This window comes from Streptomyces sp. Tue6028 (assembly GCF_002300165.1).
In the GTDB taxonomy this organism is placed as follows: domain Bacteria; phylum Actinomycetota; class Actinomycetes; order Streptomycetales; family Streptomycetaceae; genus Streptomyces; species Streptomyces siamensis.
The window spans coordinates 187,327-202,473 of record NZ_MLCE01000013.1 but is presented as its reverse complement, the minus strand read 5'-3'; the positions used below and the strand labels follow the sequence as shown (position 1 = coordinate 202,473).

The following is a 15,147-nucleotide window of genomic DNA, read 5'->3' as shown; positions in this document are numbered from 1 at the left end:
CCTACCGATGGTGCTGCTGCAGAGACGTGACGCGCCGCTCACTCGGGGCGTTGCCGGTGACGACCACCGTGGCTCCCTGGGCGATCAGCGCGGGGCCGGGGAAGTCGACGGGCACCGGTTTGGAGTCGACGGGCTGGTCGGGCGTGGGACAGAGCGGCGGGAAGGGCGCGGCCGTCTCGATCAGCTGCCGGTAGTGGTCCAGCCACTTCGCGTTGTTGAAGCTCACCGCCGCGGTGACACGGCCCTGGTAGCCGTACGCGGCGACGAAGCGGCGGTCGGACACCGACCCCTGGGTGACGACGACTTCGTCGGCGAAGGTCGGTACGCCGACGGACTTGATGTTGGCGCCGAACTGGATCGACCAGAACAACGGGATGGACAGGTGGGGCCAGCGGTCCGCCTGGGCGCTGACCATGTTGTGCGCCGCGACCTCGGCCTGTTCCACGGCGTTGGCCCAGTGCTCCAGCGAGATCAGCCGGTACTCGTAGATCGGGTTCGGGCAGCGCGCCACGTCTCCGGCGACGAAGACGTCGTCGGTGATCAGGCCGTTGATGTCGAGGGCCCGGCAGCCCGTGTCGCACGCGATTCCCCAGACACCTGCCGCCAGTCCCGAGTCCCGGAGCCAATCGGTGTTGCGGATGCCCCCGAGTGCCACCACCGCGACGTCGGCGTCGATCGTGCTGCCGTCGTCGAAGTGGGCGCGGCGGAGGTGCCCCTGTGCGTCGCCCTCCAGCCGGGTCACCTTGACGCCGCAGCGCAGGTCGACGCCGTGAGCGCGCTGCATGTCCGCCGCGACCTCACCGATCATGGCGCCGAGCGCCCCGACCAGCGGGGCCGGCGCGAGTTCGGCGACGGTCACCGGGATGTCCCGCTCGCGGCAGATGGAGGCGATCTCGGAGCCGGTGAATCCCGCGCCGATGACCAGGACGCGGGAGGGTCCGGCGGCGAGGGCCCGCTGCAGACCCTCGGCGTGCTCGCGGGTACGCACGACGAACACTCCGTCCAGGGCCGCCTCGCTCTCGACGAACCACGGCCGGGCCCGTACCCCCGTGGCGATCAGCACACGGTCGAAGGGAACCTCGCGTCCGTCGGCGAGACGTACGACGTTGCCCGCCATGTCCAGGCCGCTGGCGGGTACGCCCAGCAGCCACTCCGCATTGATGTCACGGCGTCGCGGCAGCGCGGTGCCGTCGGCGGGCACCCATCCGGTCAGTACCTGCTTGGACAGGGGAGGCCGGTCGTAGGGCTCGCCCAGCTCGTCACCGATCATGGTCAGCGAGCCGGTGAAGCCCTCGGCGCGCAGTGCCTCCGCGGCCCGCAGTCCCGCCAGTGAGGCTCCGACGATCACGATGCGGCCGTCGCGCTTGAACGCTCGCAGGGTGTCCGCTCTGGTCATGACGGCGACGCCTCCACCGGTGCCTCCAGCCCCTCCAACTGGTCGACCAGGATCGCCTGGACCGGGCAGGCCGCCGCGGCGCGCAGCACCCGCTCGCGCTGGGCGTCGTCGGGGCTCGGGTCGTACATCAGCGCTTCCTCGCCGTGCATCCGGAACGCGTCCGGAGCCAGGAAGGCGCACTGCGCATAACCTTCACATCGGGAAAGATCAACGACAATTCTCATCCCGGCCTCCACGGGCACTGCAAACTGCGGACCCTGATGCCGGTGCCACTGCGGCACGCCCCGCGCGGGACATGCTCGGGGAGGAATGCGGTCGTTGCTCAGCCCCGCAGAGTGCGAGGGGTGCACACCGGTCTGTCGGGTCTCCACAGAAAGAAATTGTTCGCCGCGAACAGAACGACTGGCATCTGCAGAAGCGACTGGCGTCTGTAGAACCGCCCAGAGAACCTGACTTGTCGAGAAAAGCCTATCCCGCGCGCCCCTCACCTGCACTTGGGGAACCAGGACGGCAGCGCGTGTCTGTCCCCCGCATGCCGCGTGCCCCTGCGGCCGTGACCGTGTTCGGTGATCCTTTGTAGGTGGCTGGAGCGACCCGGTCCGCGGAGTGCTCCTGCTTCGTGGTGTCCGTCGCGCTGACGGCTGCGATCAGTGCAGTTCTTCGATGTGCCGGAGGCACGCATGGGAAACGTACTGGGCGATGTACTGGGCCTGGCGGCAGCCGTCGCCATCAGTCCGCTTCCGATCGTCGCCATCATCATCGTGCTGGCAACGCCTCATGGACGCCTGAACGGGTTGGTGTTCGCCACCGGCTGGGTGGTGGGTCTGTCGGCCCTGGGCGCGGTGATGCTGCTGATCGGCGGCAAGGGGAGTGCCCACAGCCATGGGCATCCCGCCGACTGGGTGGGGATCCTCAAGCTCGTGCTGGGAGTGGCGCTGGCCTTCTTCGCCGTGCGGCTGTGGCGCCGTCGCCCCACCGACGTCACGCAGGCGCAGTTGCCGCAGTGGATGGCCGCGATCGACCACTTCACGCCGGTGAAGATCTTCCTCCTCGCCCTCCTGTTGTCGGCCGGGAACCTGAAGAACGCCCCGCTGACCATCGCCGCGGCAGCGTCGATCAGCGCGTCGGGGCTGCCGGTCGGACAGCAGATCACTGCCATGGTGATCTTCGTCGTGATCGCTTCCCTCGGACTCCTGACCCCGCTCGTGGTGTTCCTGGTCATGGGGGACCGGGCGAAGCACATGCTGGGCAACTGGAAGGAATGGGCCGCGCGGCACAACATCGCCATCATGGCGGTCCTGTTCTTCGTGTTCGGGCTGAAACTGCTGGGGGACGGCATCGACATCCTGAATTCCTGACCGCGGGTGTGCGGTGCCGCCCGGCCGGGGCTGTGGGGTGCTCCCGGGCCACAGCGTGAGGGCCGCTGTGACGGCGGCGTGTCGCCATAACCGCCGCAGCATCGCCCCTATATCGTCGAACAGGCTGAATGGGTGTTTCGTGAAGGAAATTGGAACGGCTCACCCTGGCTTCACGGTGAACGGGCGGAGTGGGAATGGAGTCTGGGGAGACCCGCAATCCGAGCTCGAGCGGCAAGCGCGGCCTACCGGAAATCCATTCTTCTCTGCGTGCCACCGCGACGGCGGCGGCGGGCGGGACATTGGTCATCTGGTGGCCGGCGTTCACGTTCGGCGCTTACGACGCCATCTTCTTCGACAATGTGCTGGCCCTCTGGGCGGTGGCCACAGCGGTACTCCTCGCGGGCCTGGTACTGCACCGACAGGTCTCCGTGCCCTGGGGCAGTTGGGCCGCACTGCTCCTGCCGTCGCTCTGGATCGTTCTCGGCATGACGGCACCGCTCAGCAGGGGATTTCACTACCTCCACTATTTCGAGGTGGCCGTCACCATCCTGAGTGCCCCCTATCTGACGTGGCTTCTGTCGAAAATTCTCCTGTCCGACTACGACGAGCTTCCTACGCCTCAGCGTTTCGGAGCCGTAGGCATCACGCTGCTCATCGGAATTCTCGCCTTCCTGCTCGGCAAGTTCAATCATCTTTTCCTCACCTGTGCGGACTTCGATGTGAGCGGCAACAACGCGCCGCCCGGTTGCGCCAAGGGCCCGCCGTACCGTCTGCGCTGAATGCGCGAAGACGCGTCGGCCGCTGCGCCGCGGGTGAGGGAGACAGGTCCGGTGAGTCCGCCCGTCGTGGTGCGCCGTGTGCGTGTGCCGGGGGCGACGTGCCGGGGCGGTGGTTGCGTCCCTCGTGGGGGACGGCGACCGTGAACGGGTGATTCTCGTTCCGGGGTGGCTGTGGCAGCGGGGGGCGGTGAGCCGCGCGGTGGCCGCCGGCCTCGCCGCCGGCGTCTTCTTCGGGGTGTTCGTTCTCGTCGAGTCGGGGTCCTGGGCGGGCGCCGCGGTGGTCTTCGTGGTGCTGAGCCTGTTCTGCGGGATCCGCACGGTGCGCCGGATGGACCGCATCTGGCCCGCGGCGAAGGAGATGCCGTACGCCGACCGCGTGGCCGTGGTCCGCGCCACCCGGCGCGGCGAGGCCGTCGACGATGCCCGGCTGGTGCCTCCGGTCGTCGAGTACGCCGATGCCCTGCGCCGGGCCGCCGAGGACGATCGCCTGCACCGCCCGCTCGTTCTGCTCGTCACCGCGCTCGCGGTCGCTCTCGCCGTGTACGACACCCTGACGGGCGAGACCGGCGAGACGGTCGTCTCGTGGCTGGTGGTCGTGCTCCTGCTGGCCGACCTGACGTGGTGGCCCCGCGGACGGGAACGCCTGCTGGCCCGTGCCGGCCGGGCGGAGGCGTCGGCCCTGCGCATGACGGACAGGGGCTGCGCGACGGGCGACTCCTGACCGCGAGCGGCGGTCCGCCTGTCGGGTCGAGCCCCCGTCCCGATGGAGAGGGGGCTCGACCGGGTCCGTGATCCGTTCAGTCGCGGCCGGAGCCAGGACCGTAGACCGCGGCGATGTCCTTCGACGTCACCCACCGGCTGTAGGTGGGCGATTGGGGCCAGCCCTCGGGCGAGTCCTGCCATTCCTCCTGGCGTCCGTACGGCAGGAGGTCGATCAGCGCGAAGGTGTGGCTGAGCTGCTCGGTACCGCGGCCGGCGGTGTGCCAGGTGCGGTAGACGGTGTCGCCGTCGCGCAGGAACACGTTGACCGCGAATCCTCCCTCGGGCGGTGCGCCGACGTCGGCCCCGAACGAACTGTTCGCGGTCGAGTACCAGGTCATCCGGTTGCCGACGCGCTGTTTGTAGGCGAGCGCCTCGTCGATCGGCCCCTGGGTGACGACCACGAACCGCGCGTCGTAGCTGTCCAGGAATTCCAGGCGGGTGTACTGCGAGGTGAATCCGGTGCAGCCCGGGCACTGCCATTCCTGGCCGGCGGACCACATGTGGTTGTAGACGATCAGTTGCCGCCTGCCGTCGAAGACGTCCGCCAGCCGGACGGCGCCGTCCTCGCCTTCGAGGGTGTAGTCGGGCATCTCGACCATCGGCAGGCGGCGACGCTCGGCGGCGATGGCGTCGAGCTCCCGCGTCGCGGCCTTCTCGCGGGCACGCAGTTCTTCGAGTCGGCGCTCCCAGGTCGCGGTGTCGACGACGGGTGGTAGGGCGTGGGTGGTCATGGTCCCCTCACAGAGCTCGTGCGCGACTTTCGCTTGTGCAGAGGTGGACTCCACCGGACTGCGGAACTCATCGGTCGTCGGCCGGCTCAGCGGTGATGTCCCCGAAACGGGCGCGCTGGGGGGCGCGTGCCGTCCGGGGGGCGTGCGCCGGGCGCGAACCGACTTACGTGATCCGCCACTTGAGCTTCTTTCCAGGTCGGAGGCCCTCTCAAGTTCGCCGACGTGATCACCGAATGATCTTGCAGGAGCGGTGAAGTCGAGAAAGGGCTGGTTCCTGTGATGTTTGTTTCGGTGCCGCGGTCGGACGCGGGGCTGGACTCGGTGACGGTCGCCGTCGAGGAGTTGCGGGCCGGCCGGCCCGTGATCGTGGTGGACGACGTGGACCGTGAGAACGAGGGCGACCTCGTCATGGCGGCGGAGTTCGCGACCGCCGAATCCCTGAGTTTCTTCGTGCGCTGGACCAGCGGTCTGATCTGCGCGCCGATGGCGCCGGAGGTCGCCGACCGGCTGGAGCTGCCGCTGATGGTCCCGACCGCCTCGGACGTCGACTCGACGGCCTACACCGTCTCCGTGGACGCGGTCGGTGTCGGCTCGGGCATCTCCGCCGCGGACCGGGCGCTGACCGCCCGTACGCTCGCCGACCCCGGCTGCCGTCCCGACGGGCTGATCCGTCCCGGGCACGTCCTTCCGCTGCGCGCCCGCGCCGGGGGGATCGCGGAGCGGCGCGGGCACACCGAGGCCACCGTCGACCTGCTGCGCCTCGCGGGGCTGTCCCCGGTCGGTGTGATCAGCGAGGTCTGCGAGGACGACGGCTCCGTCGCCCGCTTCGACCGGCTGCGGGCCTTCGCGGACCTGCACGGGCTGGCGGTGGTCTCGATCGAGCAGTTGTCGGAGGCGCTGCGGCGCCCGGACCCCGCGGCGGTGTGACGTCGGTGCGACGGGCAGCGACGATCTTCGATCTGGACGACACGCTGGTCGACAGCGGTGCGGCGTGGGGACGGGTGTGCGCCGCCTTCGCCGCCCGGCACGGGCACCGCTGGCGAGCCGAGGACGACGCCGCGCTGCATGGCAACGGCGGCTGGGCGTCGTACGTCGCGGGGTTGTGCGGCGGCGCGGCGGGCGTCGCGGAGGTGGTGGAGACCTGTACCGCAGCGATGGCCGTCGAGTGCGCGGCCGGCCGGGTTCCGGCGCTGCCCGGAGCGCTGGACCTCGTCCGTGAGGCCGGTCGCCACGGGCCGGTCGCCGTGGCCACGGCCAGCCCGCGCCGCTACGTCGCGGCGATCCTGGCGGAGCTGGGCCTGGCGGCGCGGTTGCGGGCCGTCGTCTGCGGCGAGGACGTGACCTCCGGCAAACCCGCTCCCGACGCCTACCTGCGCGCTGCGGCGGGGATCGGCGTCCCGCCCTCGGACTGCGTGGCGGTGGAGGACTCCGCGAACGGCATCCGGTCGGCGTTCGCCGCCGGCATGCGCGTCCTCGCCGTCCCCCGCGCGGGCACCACCCTGTCGGCCGATGTGGCCCGGCTGTCCACGGCACAGGCCCGCAGCGCGGCCGACGCCCTTCCCCTGCTCACCCGGATGCTGGACCTCCGTCCCGGTCCGCGGGCCGCCGAGCCCTCGGGCCCGCGGCTGGTCCGCGAGGGCGCGCCGTGACGCGCCGCGTGACCGGCGGAGGAGGTCCCGGAACGAGACCCCACGACAGGGGGCAGCGGTGCAAGCCTCACGACAGGGGGCGGTGCAAGCCTCACGACAGGAGGCGACGCGAGCCCCACGGCAGGCTTCTCCGCCGAGCCGAGTGACCTGATGAGCCCTTTCCGGGTCCGGAGGGCTCCGTGGTGTACGGCCCTCCGGACGCCCCGCTGTTGCGGAGGGCCGTGGCCCGGCGTTGGAATCAAGTGTGAGGCACTTCGGCGGAGCCGGGCCCCCCGGCCGCCCCGCACCCGGGACGGGGGCCGGCCAAAAAGGGCTCAAGAACGACGCCCTCGGCATGTTCTCCTCGGTGGTCATCGGGCTGGCCTCCACCGCTCCGGCCTACAGCCTCGCCGCGACGCTCGGCCTCATCGTGGCGGCGGTCGGTCTCCAGGCCCCGATCGTCACCATGCTGGCGTTCGTCCCGATGCTGCTGATCGCGTACGCCTTCCGGGAGCTCAACGCGAGCAACGCGGACTGCGGCACCACCTTCACCTGGGCGACCCGCGCCTTCGGTCCCCGCACCGGCTGGATGGGCGGCTGGGGCATCATCGTCGCCAACGTCATCGTGATGGCGAGCCTCGCCGAGATCGCCGGTATCTACAGCTTCCGGCTGGTGGGTCTGGACGAGCTGGCGGAGGACCGGCTGTGGACCACGGTCGCGGGCATCGTCTGGATCGCCGTGATGACCGTGGTCTGCTACATCGGCATCGAGTTCTCGGCCGCCGTCCAGCGCTGGCTGCTGTGCCTCGAAGTGGGGATGCTGGTCGTCTTCGCCGTCGCCGCACTGGTCAGGGCCTACACCGACGCCCCACCGACGGCGATCCACGTCTCCGCCTCCTGGTTCAACCCCTTCGAGGTGTCGTCCGTGAAGGCCCTGACGTCGGGCCTCCTGGCGGGCGTCTTCATCTACTGGGGCTGGGACACCGCGGTCTCGATCAACGAGGAGACAGTCGACAGCACCCGTATCCCCGGACGCGCCGCGGTCATGTCGACCGTACTGCTGCTGATCATGTACGCGCTGGTGACCACCTCCGCGCAGGCCTACGCCGGGATCGGTTCCTCGGGCATCGGGCTGGGCAACTCCGGGAACTCGGACGACGTGTTCTCCGGACTCGGCGCGGCCGTCTTCGGGAACGAGGACGCGGGAATCGTCCTGACGAGCCTGCTGGTCCTGATGGTGCTGACCTCGGCACTGGCCTCCACCCAGACCACCATCCTGCCGCTGGCCAGGACCGTCTTCTCCATGGCGGTCCACAAGGCCCTCCCCTCGCGGCTCGCCCGGGTCCACCGCCGGTTCCTCACCCCGACCTGGTCGACCGTCGGCATGGGCGCGGTCTCCATCGCCCTGCTCGTGCTGCTGACCTCCTTCAGCGGGAACGTACTGGCCGACTCGATCGACTCGGTCGGCCTCGCGATCACGTTCCACTACGGGCTGACCGGGTTCGCCTGCCTCTGGTACTACCGCAAGATCCTCACCCGCAGCACCAAGGACTTCGTCTTCAAGGGCGTACTGCCGGGGCTGGGCGGGCTGATCATGCTCTGTCTGTTCGTCTACGCCACCATCGTCTACGCGGCCCCCGACTACGGCGCGACCAGCGTCGACCTGCCGCTGATCGGGCCGACCGGCGGGGTCACCGTCGTGGGCCTGGGCGCCCTGCTGCTCGGTTTCCTGTTGATGCCTGTGGTCACCCGCGGCCATGCGGTGACCCTCAGACTCCAGCGGAGTCTGCTGCCGCGCCGCCTGCCGCGGCACACCGCCCTCGACGCGGCGAGCCGCTACCTGCCCGCCGACAGCGGAAGCGGGGTGGGCGGCGACTGGTACGACGTCATTCCCCTGTCGGGAACCCGGATCGGCCTGGTCGTGGGGGACGTGCTCGGCCACGGCCTGCGCGCCGCGGCCACCATGGGGCGTCTGCGCACCGGGGTGCGCGTCCTGGCCCGGCTGGACCTGAGCCCGGACGAGCTGCTGTCCCGCCTGGACGACCTGGTCGAGCAGACCGAACACGAGCGGCGCCGGGACGGCCACGGCCGGGGCCATCTGAGGATGCCGGCCGACGCCGCCCTCGGCGTGACGTGCCTGTACGCGGTGTACGACCCCGTCACGGGGAAGTGCAGCCTGGCACGGGCCGGGGAGTCGGTGCTGGCGGTCGTCGAACCGCACAAGGGCGTCGTGCACTATCCGGAGCTGCCGCCCGGACCACAGCTGGGGTTCGGCGGCCCGCCCTACCAGAGCAAGGAGCTGGACCTCCCGGCGGGCAGTCTCGTCGCCCTCTTCACGGGTGGTCTCCTCCAGGCGGCCGACAGCCGTGACGCCGGCCTCGCACAGCTGTCCGAGGCCCTCGCCGACAGCACCGCGTCCCTGGACGAGCTGTGCGACCGGGCGGTGACCGCGCTGCTGCCGGGGCCGGTGGACGAGGACGCGACGCTGCTCCTGGCCCGTACGCGCCTGCTCGACCGGAACCAGTTCACCCAGTGGGAGCTGCCCCCGGACCCGGCGGCGGTGGCCACCATCCGCACCGCTGTCAGCAAACAGCTCCGCGACTGGGGGCTGGACGACCTGACGTTCACCACCGAACTCATCGTCAGCGAGCTGGTCACCAACGCCATCCGCTACGTCGGCGGCCCGATCCAGGTGTGCCTGATCCGCGACCGGACCCTGATCTGCGAGGTGTCCGACACCGGCCACACCACACCCAACCTGCGGCATGCCGCGAGCGACGACGAGGGCGGCCGGGGCCTGTTCATCATCGCGCAGATGACCCACCACTGGGGCACGCGCTACACGCCCACCGGCAAGACGATCTGGACCGAGCAGGACCTGCCGCCGGCGGACGAGGGGTAGCCCCCGCCACACGTGATCGGCGTTCCCGACTTGCGATCAGCGCCCGCGCGGCTTGGAGTGGAGTCAGCCCTGTCTGCACGCGGCCGCACGCACCTGCGTGTGCCTGTGCCGGGTGCCGCGCCGGGCACCCTGTGCCGTCCGGAGGACGAGAAGAGGGATGGCCATGCGAACGAGCATCATCCGCAGCGAGCGCATGGCCATCAGCTACGACGTGGTCAACGGCTGGACCGTGCTCGAGGTCGACGGCGAGATCGACGTCCACACCTCGCCCGGGATCCGGCAGGCGGTGGTGGAACTGCTCGGCGAGGGCCACCGACACTTCGTCCTGGACCTGTGCTTCGTGCCGTTCCTGGACTCCGTCGGGCTGGGGACGGTCGTGGCCAGCACGAAGCGCATCCGGGAGCGGGAGGGTTCGCTGCGGATCGCCTGCCCCTCCGGCCGGTTGCTCAAGGTCTTCGAGATCAGCGGCCTCCACGACGCCTACGACTTCTACGTCTCGCCGGAGGAGGCGACGGTCGAGGCCCCGTCCGCCGACGGTCTCGCGCACTGGCCGCACGGCGAGGCCGGGGCGTGAGCCGTCCGCCGGGAGCGGCGGCGCGGTCGCGGTCGCCGGCCGGCGGGCGATCAAGGGAGGGCGCCACCACCATGGGATCGGTGACCGACACCTGGAGGTGCGCATGACGGGCGGCACGGCCGGTGTTCCCGGCACCGGCGGACGGCCCGGTCTCGACGGCCGGACCGTCGTCGTGATCGGCGGCAGCTCGGGCATCGGACGGGAGACCGCGCGCCAGGTCCGCGCGGACGGCGGGCAGGTGGTCCTGGTGGGCCGCGACCCCGAACGGCTGCGGCAGGCCGCCGAGGAGCTGGACGCCGTGAGCACGGCGGCGTTCGACGCCGCCGACAGCGATAGCGTGGCGCGGTTCTTCCACGATCTGCCCGGCCCGGTCGACCATGTGATGGTCACCGCCGGCAGCCCTTCGTACGCGCCGCTGGCGGAGCTGGACCTCGACGCGGCCCGCCGCGAGTTCGGCGACCGCCTCGCCCTCACGCTCGGGATCGCCCTGCACAGCCGTGACAAGGTCAGAGCCGGAGGCACGCTCGTGTTCATCGGCGGCACCGGCGGCCGGCGTCCCGGCGTCGGCCTGGCCGTCGTCTCCGCGATGACCGCGGCGCTGCCCGCCCTCGTCGCCAACCTGGCGCTCGAACTCGCGCCGATCCGGGTCAACCTCATCGCCGCCGGGTTCGTCGACACCCCCCTGTCGGCCTCGCTCCTGGGCGATCAGCTGGAAGCCCGGCGTGAGGACCTGCGTTCCAGGCTCCCCATCGGACGCGTCGTCGGTCCGGCCGACGTCGCCGCCCTGGCCGTGCACCTCATGCGCAACGACGCGCTCACCGGGGCCACGTACGACATCGACGGAGGCCAGCAGCTCCTGCCGCACTGAGGGGACCGCAGTGTCCGGGGCCGGGCCCCGGACCTCTTCGCAGGGCACGGCGGGGCGTGAATCACCCACGGAGGGTGAAGCCCCGGCGTCCGGGCCGGGCGGAAGCTGCTGGTGCACGACGAGCGGGCGCCCCGAGGCGCCGCGGGCCGGGCGACGAGAGGGCGTGCGGTGATGGCCGAGGACAGGGCCGAACGCATTGCGGAGTTCATCAGGCCACTGAGGGTCGAGCCCGGTACGAAGGTGCATCTGGCCAAGGACTTCGACCCCGGGTACAAGGCGGGCATCCGGAAGAAGAAGGACGGCGTCGAACTGCTCCGCGAGGGCGTCGAGTTGCTCGCCGACTACCAGCGGCGGCTGGCCGCCCAGGACACGTACGGGGTGCTCATGTGCCTCCAGGCACTGGACGCCGGCGGCAAGGACGGAACGATCCGCCATGTGATGAGCGGCATCAATCCCCAGGGCGTGCGGGTGGCCGGGTTCAAAGTGCCCTCGGCCGAGGAGCTGGACCACGACTTCCTCTGGCGCTACACCCGCGAGCTGCCCCGGCGCGGGGAGATCGGCATCTTCAACCGGTCCCACTACGAAGAGGTCCTGGTGGTGCGGGTGCACCCCGAGAACCTCGACCGGCAGAAGCTGCCGGAGTCGGCCCGCGGTCCTGACGTGTGGGAGCGGCGCTACCGCGAGATCAACGACTGGGAGCACTACCTGTGCGACAACGGCTTCAAGGTCGTGAAGGTGTTCCTGAACCTGTCGAAGGAGGAGCAGCGCCTCCGCTTCCTCAAACGCATCGACGTGCCCGAGCGGAACTGGAAGTTCTCCTCGGCGGACGTCCGGGAGCGCGCCCGGTGGGACGACTACCAGCGGGCGTTCTCGCAGATGCTGTCCGCCACGAGTACGGAGTGGGCGCCCTGGTACGTCGTGCCCGCCGACCGCAAGTGGTTCGCGCGCGTCTGCGCCGCGGCCGTCCTGGCGCACACCCTGATGGACATCGACCCGCAGTACCCGCACGTCAGCGCCCGAACACGCCGGGAGCTGGCCGAGGTGAGACGTGAGCTGGAGCGGGAGGCGCCGGAGGGCGAGCCCCGCGATCCGTACGCCGCCGAGGCCGCGAAGCGGGCCCGCAGGGCCAAGGGCGGCGGCAAGCGGAAGCGCGGGGGCGGCAAGGGCTGAGGGGGCGGGGAGCACCGAGGGGGCGGACAGCACTCGGGCCGAGCGGGCCGGATCGGAGGCACGGGGATGACCGCGCAGACAGAGGCTCCGCACGAGCCGACGGGCGACGGCCGGACCTGGTACACGAGTGCGCCGGAGGAGGTCGCCGCCGCCTTCGACGTCGACCCGGCCGTGGGGCTCCCCTCGGCGCGGGCGGCGGAGGTCCTCCGGGCGAACGGTCCGAACGCCCTGCCGGAGGAGAAACCCCTCCCGGGCTGGCGCCGCTACCTCGCGCAGTACCGCAGCTACATGCAGCTGGTGCTGGTGGCCGCCGCCGTGGTGTCCCTGGTGATCAAGGAGTGGAGCACAGGGGTTCTGCTGCTTCTCCTGACGGTGCTCAACGCGGTCGTCGGGATGCGCCAGGAGGGCAAGGCGGAGAGCGCCATGAACGCGCTCAAGTCGATGATGAAGGCGACCGCCCGGGTGCGCAGGGACGGAACGGAGTCCGAGGTCCCGGCGGAGGAGGTCGTCGTCGGCGACGTGGTGCTCATCGCCGCGGGGGACGAGGTGCCCGCCGACGGCCGGATCGTCGCGGCCAACGCGCTGCAGATCGACGAGTCGGCGCTGACGGGGGAGAGCGTGCCCGCCGCCAAGGACACCGGACGCCTGGCCGGGAAGGATCTGGGACCCGGCGACCGGACGAACATGGCGTTCATGAACACCCCGGTCACGCACGGCAGCGGAACGGTGATCGTCACGGCCACGGGAGCCGACACCGAGCTCGGCCGGATCTCGGGGATGCTGTCGGCGACGCACCGGGAGGCCTCGCCGCTCACCCGCGAGCTGGACCGCCTCACCCTGTGGATCACGGGCGCCGCCGGGCTCACCATGATCGTGATGTTCGTCCTGGGCCGCAGCCGCGGCACCGCGTGGGACGTGCTGTTCGTGAGCGCCGTGTCGCTGGCGATCGCCGCCATCCCGGAGGCCCTGCCCACGGTCACCCAGACCATCCTGTCGATCGGTGCGGTCGACCTCGCGCGGCGCGAGGCCATCGTCAAGGACCTGCCGTCGGTGGAGTCCCTGGGCTTCACCTCGGCCATCAACTCCGACAAGACCGGCACGCTCACGATGAACCAGATGACCGCCGTGGAGCTGATCGATCCGGGCGACCGCTACACCGTCTCGGGCACCGGGTACGGCCTGGAGGGCAGGATCCATCACGCCGTCGGCAGCTCACCCGACCTCGGGGACGCGATCCTGCCGTACCTGGTCGCCAACGACGCGCGCCTCGTCGACGGCGCGGTGGTCGGCGACCCCACCGAGGGCGCGCTGCTGGTCCTCGGCCACAAGGCAGGGGTGGACGTGGAGGCCACCCGGCAGCGGCTGCCCCGGCTGGCCACGCTGCCCTTCGACCCGTCGTACAAGCTGATGGCCACCTTCAACTCGGCCACGGACGCCGACGGCCGCCCGGTCGTGCGGTGCTTCGTGAAGGGAGCGGCGCCCGCGGTGATGGAACGGTCGGCCACCGCCCTGGCGCAGGGCGCGGCCGTGCCGTGGAACGAAGAGGCGCAGCGCAAGGCCCAGACGCACATCGAACGCATGGGGGGCGAGGGGCTGCGGGTGATGGCCGCCGCGCGGCGCGACCTCGATCCCGCCGCGTTCGATCCCGCCGGCGATCTGCTCGGTTACGTCACGGACCTCCAGATGACGAGTCTGGTCGGCATGGTCGACCCGCCGCGGGAGGAGGCGCGGGCGGCGGTGGCCGACGCGCAGGCCGCCCACATCCGGGTCCGGATGGTGACGGGCGACGACGTCGTCACGGGCGCCGCCATCGCCCGGCAGCTGGGGATCGAGGGGGAGGCCGTGCTCGGCGCGGACTTCGCCGCCCTGGACGAGAGCGAGCGGCTCGCCCGGATCGAGGACATCGGTGTGGTCGGCCGGGTGGCCCCCGAGCACAAGGTGCTGCTCGCCGACACGCTGAAGAAGAAGGGCCATGTGGTGGCCATGACCGGCGACGGGGTGAACGACGCGCCGGCCATCAAGGCGGCCGACGTGGGGATCTCCATGGGGTCCGGTACCGAGGTCGCCAAGAACGCCGGGCGCATGGTGCTGGCCGACGACAACTTCGCGACGATCGTGTTCGCCGTCGAGCAGGGCCGCAAGATCTACGACAACCTCACGAAGTACATCCGCTTCGTGCTGGTCCTGCTCGTCGTGTTCGTGCTGACGTTCCTCGGCGCGACCCTGTTCAACATCGCCGCCGGTGAGCCCTTCACCCCGGCGCAGGTGCTGTGGATCCACTTCTTCGTCAACGCCGCCTTCGGCTTCGCGCTCGGCTTCGACCAGCAGAGTCCCGGACTGATGGCGCGACGGCCGCGACCGCGGGGCGAGCCCGTGCTGACCCGGAGCGTGATGATCACGGTCGGGCTCTCCGGGCTGGCGATCACCATCGGTCTGCTCGCCCTGATCAAGCTCGGCGAGTCGCACTTCGACAGCGTCGCCGTCGGCCAGTCGATGGCGTTCACGACCTTCGCGCTCTGTCTGATCGTGGCCGCGCTGGAGTGCCGCAGCGAGACGGAGACGGTCCTGACCACGGCCAGCTTCGACAGCAAGCAGATGAACCGGGCGATGCTCGTGGAGTTCGTCCTCGCCGTGCTGGTCACTCAGATGGACGCCTTCCGGCGGCTGCTGGGGACCACCGAGCTCGACCTGGAGCAGTTCGCGTGGACGCTGGTGCCGCCGCTCGTGCTGCTGGCGCTGTGGGAGCTCGGCAAGCTCATCGCGCGGCGCGTCGTCGGGGGAGCGACCGCGGGACGGGCGTGACGGCGGTCGTGTGGCGTGCGTGACGGCGGTCGTGTGATGTGTGTGACGCCGGTCGTATGACGTGTGTGACGCCGGCCGTGGGGCGCGGCGTGCTGGGCGCGGGGCACAGAGGGCGCCGGGTGCCGGGTACGGGCTGAGGGGAGTGGGCCGGGACCGGCCCCCGGGCCCGGATCACGT

Annotated in this window: 13 protein-coding genes; 10 read left to right on the top strand and 3 right to left on the bottom strand. The window is 70.9% G+C overall.

Going from position 1 to position 15,147, the window contains the following annotated elements; translation table 11 throughout:
• Window position 1 precedes the first annotated feature (1 nt).
• Entirely contained in the window at window positions 2-1,396 is a 1,395-nt protein-coding gene (locus BKI49_RS12310; RefSeq protein WP_095934279.1) for an NAD(P)/FAD-dependent oxidoreductase, read from the bottom strand.
• A complete protein-coding gene (locus BKI49_RS12305) occupies window positions 1,393-1,620 on the bottom strand; it encodes a ferredoxin (RefSeq protein ID WP_095934278.1) in 228 nt (75 codons plus the stop codon). The genes BKI49_RS12310 and BKI49_RS12305 overlap by 4 nt, the downstream gene beginning before the upstream one ends.
• Before the next feature lie 426 nt (window positions 1,621-2,046).
• Between BKI49_RS12305 and BKI49_RS12300 the strand changes: the two genes are divergently transcribed.
• The 3 genes from BKI49_RS12300 (at window position 2,047) to BKI49_RS12290 (ending at window position 4,254) form a co-directional block, all read left to right on the top strand.
• Window positions 2,047-2,754 (top strand): GAP family protein, encoded by a 708-nt coding sequence (locus tag BKI49_RS12300; RefSeq protein ID WP_257004732.1) that lies wholly within the window; start codon window positions 2,047-2,049, stop codon window positions 2,752-2,754.
• 194 nt (window positions 2,755-2,948) lie between these two features.
• Entirely contained in the window at window positions 2,949-3,533 is a 585-nt protein-coding gene (locus BKI49_RS12295; RefSeq protein WP_095934276.1) for a hypothetical protein, read from the top strand.
• 148 nt (window positions 3,534-3,681) lie between these two features.
• Entirely contained in the window at window positions 3,682-4,254 is a 573-nt protein-coding gene (locus tag BKI49_RS12290) for a hypothetical protein (protein ID WP_143658428.1), read from the top strand.
• 76 nt (window positions 4,255-4,330) lie between these two features.
• Here BKI49_RS12290 and BKI49_RS12285 read toward each other — a convergent pair whose 3' ends face one another.
• Window positions 4,331-5,026 (bottom strand): DUF899 domain-containing protein, encoded by a 696-nt coding sequence (locus BKI49_RS12285; protein WP_095934274.1) that lies wholly within the window; start codon window positions 5,024-5,026, stop codon window positions 4,331-4,333.
• Between the two features lie 291 nt (window positions 5,027-5,317).
• Between BKI49_RS12285 and ribB the strand changes: the two genes are divergently transcribed.
• The 7 genes from ribB to BKI49_RS12250 all read left to right on the top strand — a co-directional run bounded on the left by ribB (window position 5,318) and on the right by BKI49_RS12250 (window position 14,970).
• Window positions 5,318-5,953, top strand: a complete 636-nt coding sequence (gene ribB, locus BKI49_RS12280; protein ID WP_257004731.1) for a 3,4-dihydroxy-2-butanone-4-phosphate synthase — start codon at window positions 5,318-5,320, stop codon at window positions 5,951-5,953.
• A gap of 5 nt (window positions 5,954-5,958) precedes the next feature.
• Window positions 5,959-6,675, top strand: a complete 717-nt coding sequence (locus BKI49_RS12275; RefSeq protein ID WP_179332415.1) for an HAD family hydrolase — start codon at window positions 5,959-5,961, stop codon at window positions 6,673-6,675.
• Between the two features lie 334 nt (window positions 6,676-7,009).
• Entirely contained in the window at window positions 7,010-9,556 is a 2,547-nt protein-coding gene (locus tag BKI49_RS35750) for an amino acid permease (protein WP_257004730.1), read from the top strand.
• A 163-nt stretch (window positions 9,557-9,719) separates the two neighbouring features.
• Complete coding sequence (locus tag BKI49_RS12265; RefSeq protein ID WP_095934308.1) at window positions 9,720-10,130, top strand: STAS domain-containing protein; 411 nt, start codon at window positions 9,720-9,722, stop codon at window positions 10,128-10,130.
• Window positions 10,131-10,233: 103 nt separating this feature from the next.
• Window positions 10,234-10,998, top strand: coding sequence for an SDR family oxidoreductase (locus BKI49_RS12260; protein ID WP_095934271.1), 765 nt, complete (start codon window positions 10,234-10,236; stop codon window positions 10,996-10,998).
• A 171-nt stretch (window positions 10,999-11,169) separates the two neighbouring features.
• Window positions 11,170-12,168 (top strand): polyphosphate kinase 2 family protein, encoded by a 999-nt coding sequence (locus BKI49_RS12255; RefSeq protein WP_095934270.1) that lies wholly within the window; start codon window positions 11,170-11,172, stop codon window positions 12,166-12,168.
• A gap of 66 nt (window positions 12,169-12,234) precedes the next feature.
• Window positions 12,235-14,970, top strand: a complete 2,736-nt coding sequence (locus tag BKI49_RS12250) for a cation-translocating P-type ATPase (RefSeq protein ID WP_095934269.1) — start codon at window positions 12,235-12,237, stop codon at window positions 14,968-14,970.
• Window positions 14,971-15,147 lie beyond the last annotated feature (177 nt).

Coding starts and splice junctions, on each gene's coding strand:
- BKI49_RS12250 (WP_095934269.1), top strand. CDS start 12,235: ATGACCGCGCAGACAGAGGCTCCGCACGAGCCGACGGGCGACGGCCGG.
- BKI49_RS12260 (WP_095934271.1), top strand. CDS start 10,234: ATGACGGGCGGCACGGCCGGTGTTCCCGGCACCGGCGGACGGCCCGGT.
- BKI49_RS12295 (WP_095934276.1), top strand. CDS start 2,949: ATGGAGTCTGGGGAGACCCGCAATCCGAGCTCGAGCGGCAAGCGCGGC.
- BKI49_RS12265 (WP_095934308.1), top strand. CDS start 9,720: ATGCGAACGAGCATCATCCGCAGCGAGCGCATGGCCATCAGCTACGAC.
- BKI49_RS12255 (WP_095934270.1), top strand. CDS start 11,170: ATGGCCGAGGACAGGGCCGAACGCATTGCGGAGTTCATCAGGCCACTG.
- BKI49_RS12310 (WP_095934279.1), bottom strand. CDS start 1,396: ATGACCAGAGCGGACACCCTGCGAGCGTTCAAGCGCGACGGCCGCATC.
- BKI49_RS12285 (WP_095934274.1), bottom strand. CDS start 5,026: ATGACCACCCACGCCCTACCACCCGTCGTCGACACCGCGACCTGGGAG.
- BKI49_RS12305 (WP_095934278.1), bottom strand. CDS start 1,620: ATGAGAATTGTCGTTGATCTTTCCCGATGTGAAGGTTATGCGCAGTGC.
- BKI49_RS35750 (WP_257004730.1), top strand. CDS start 7,010: ATGTTCTCCTCGGTGGTCATCGGGCTGGCCTCCACCGCTCCGGCCTAC.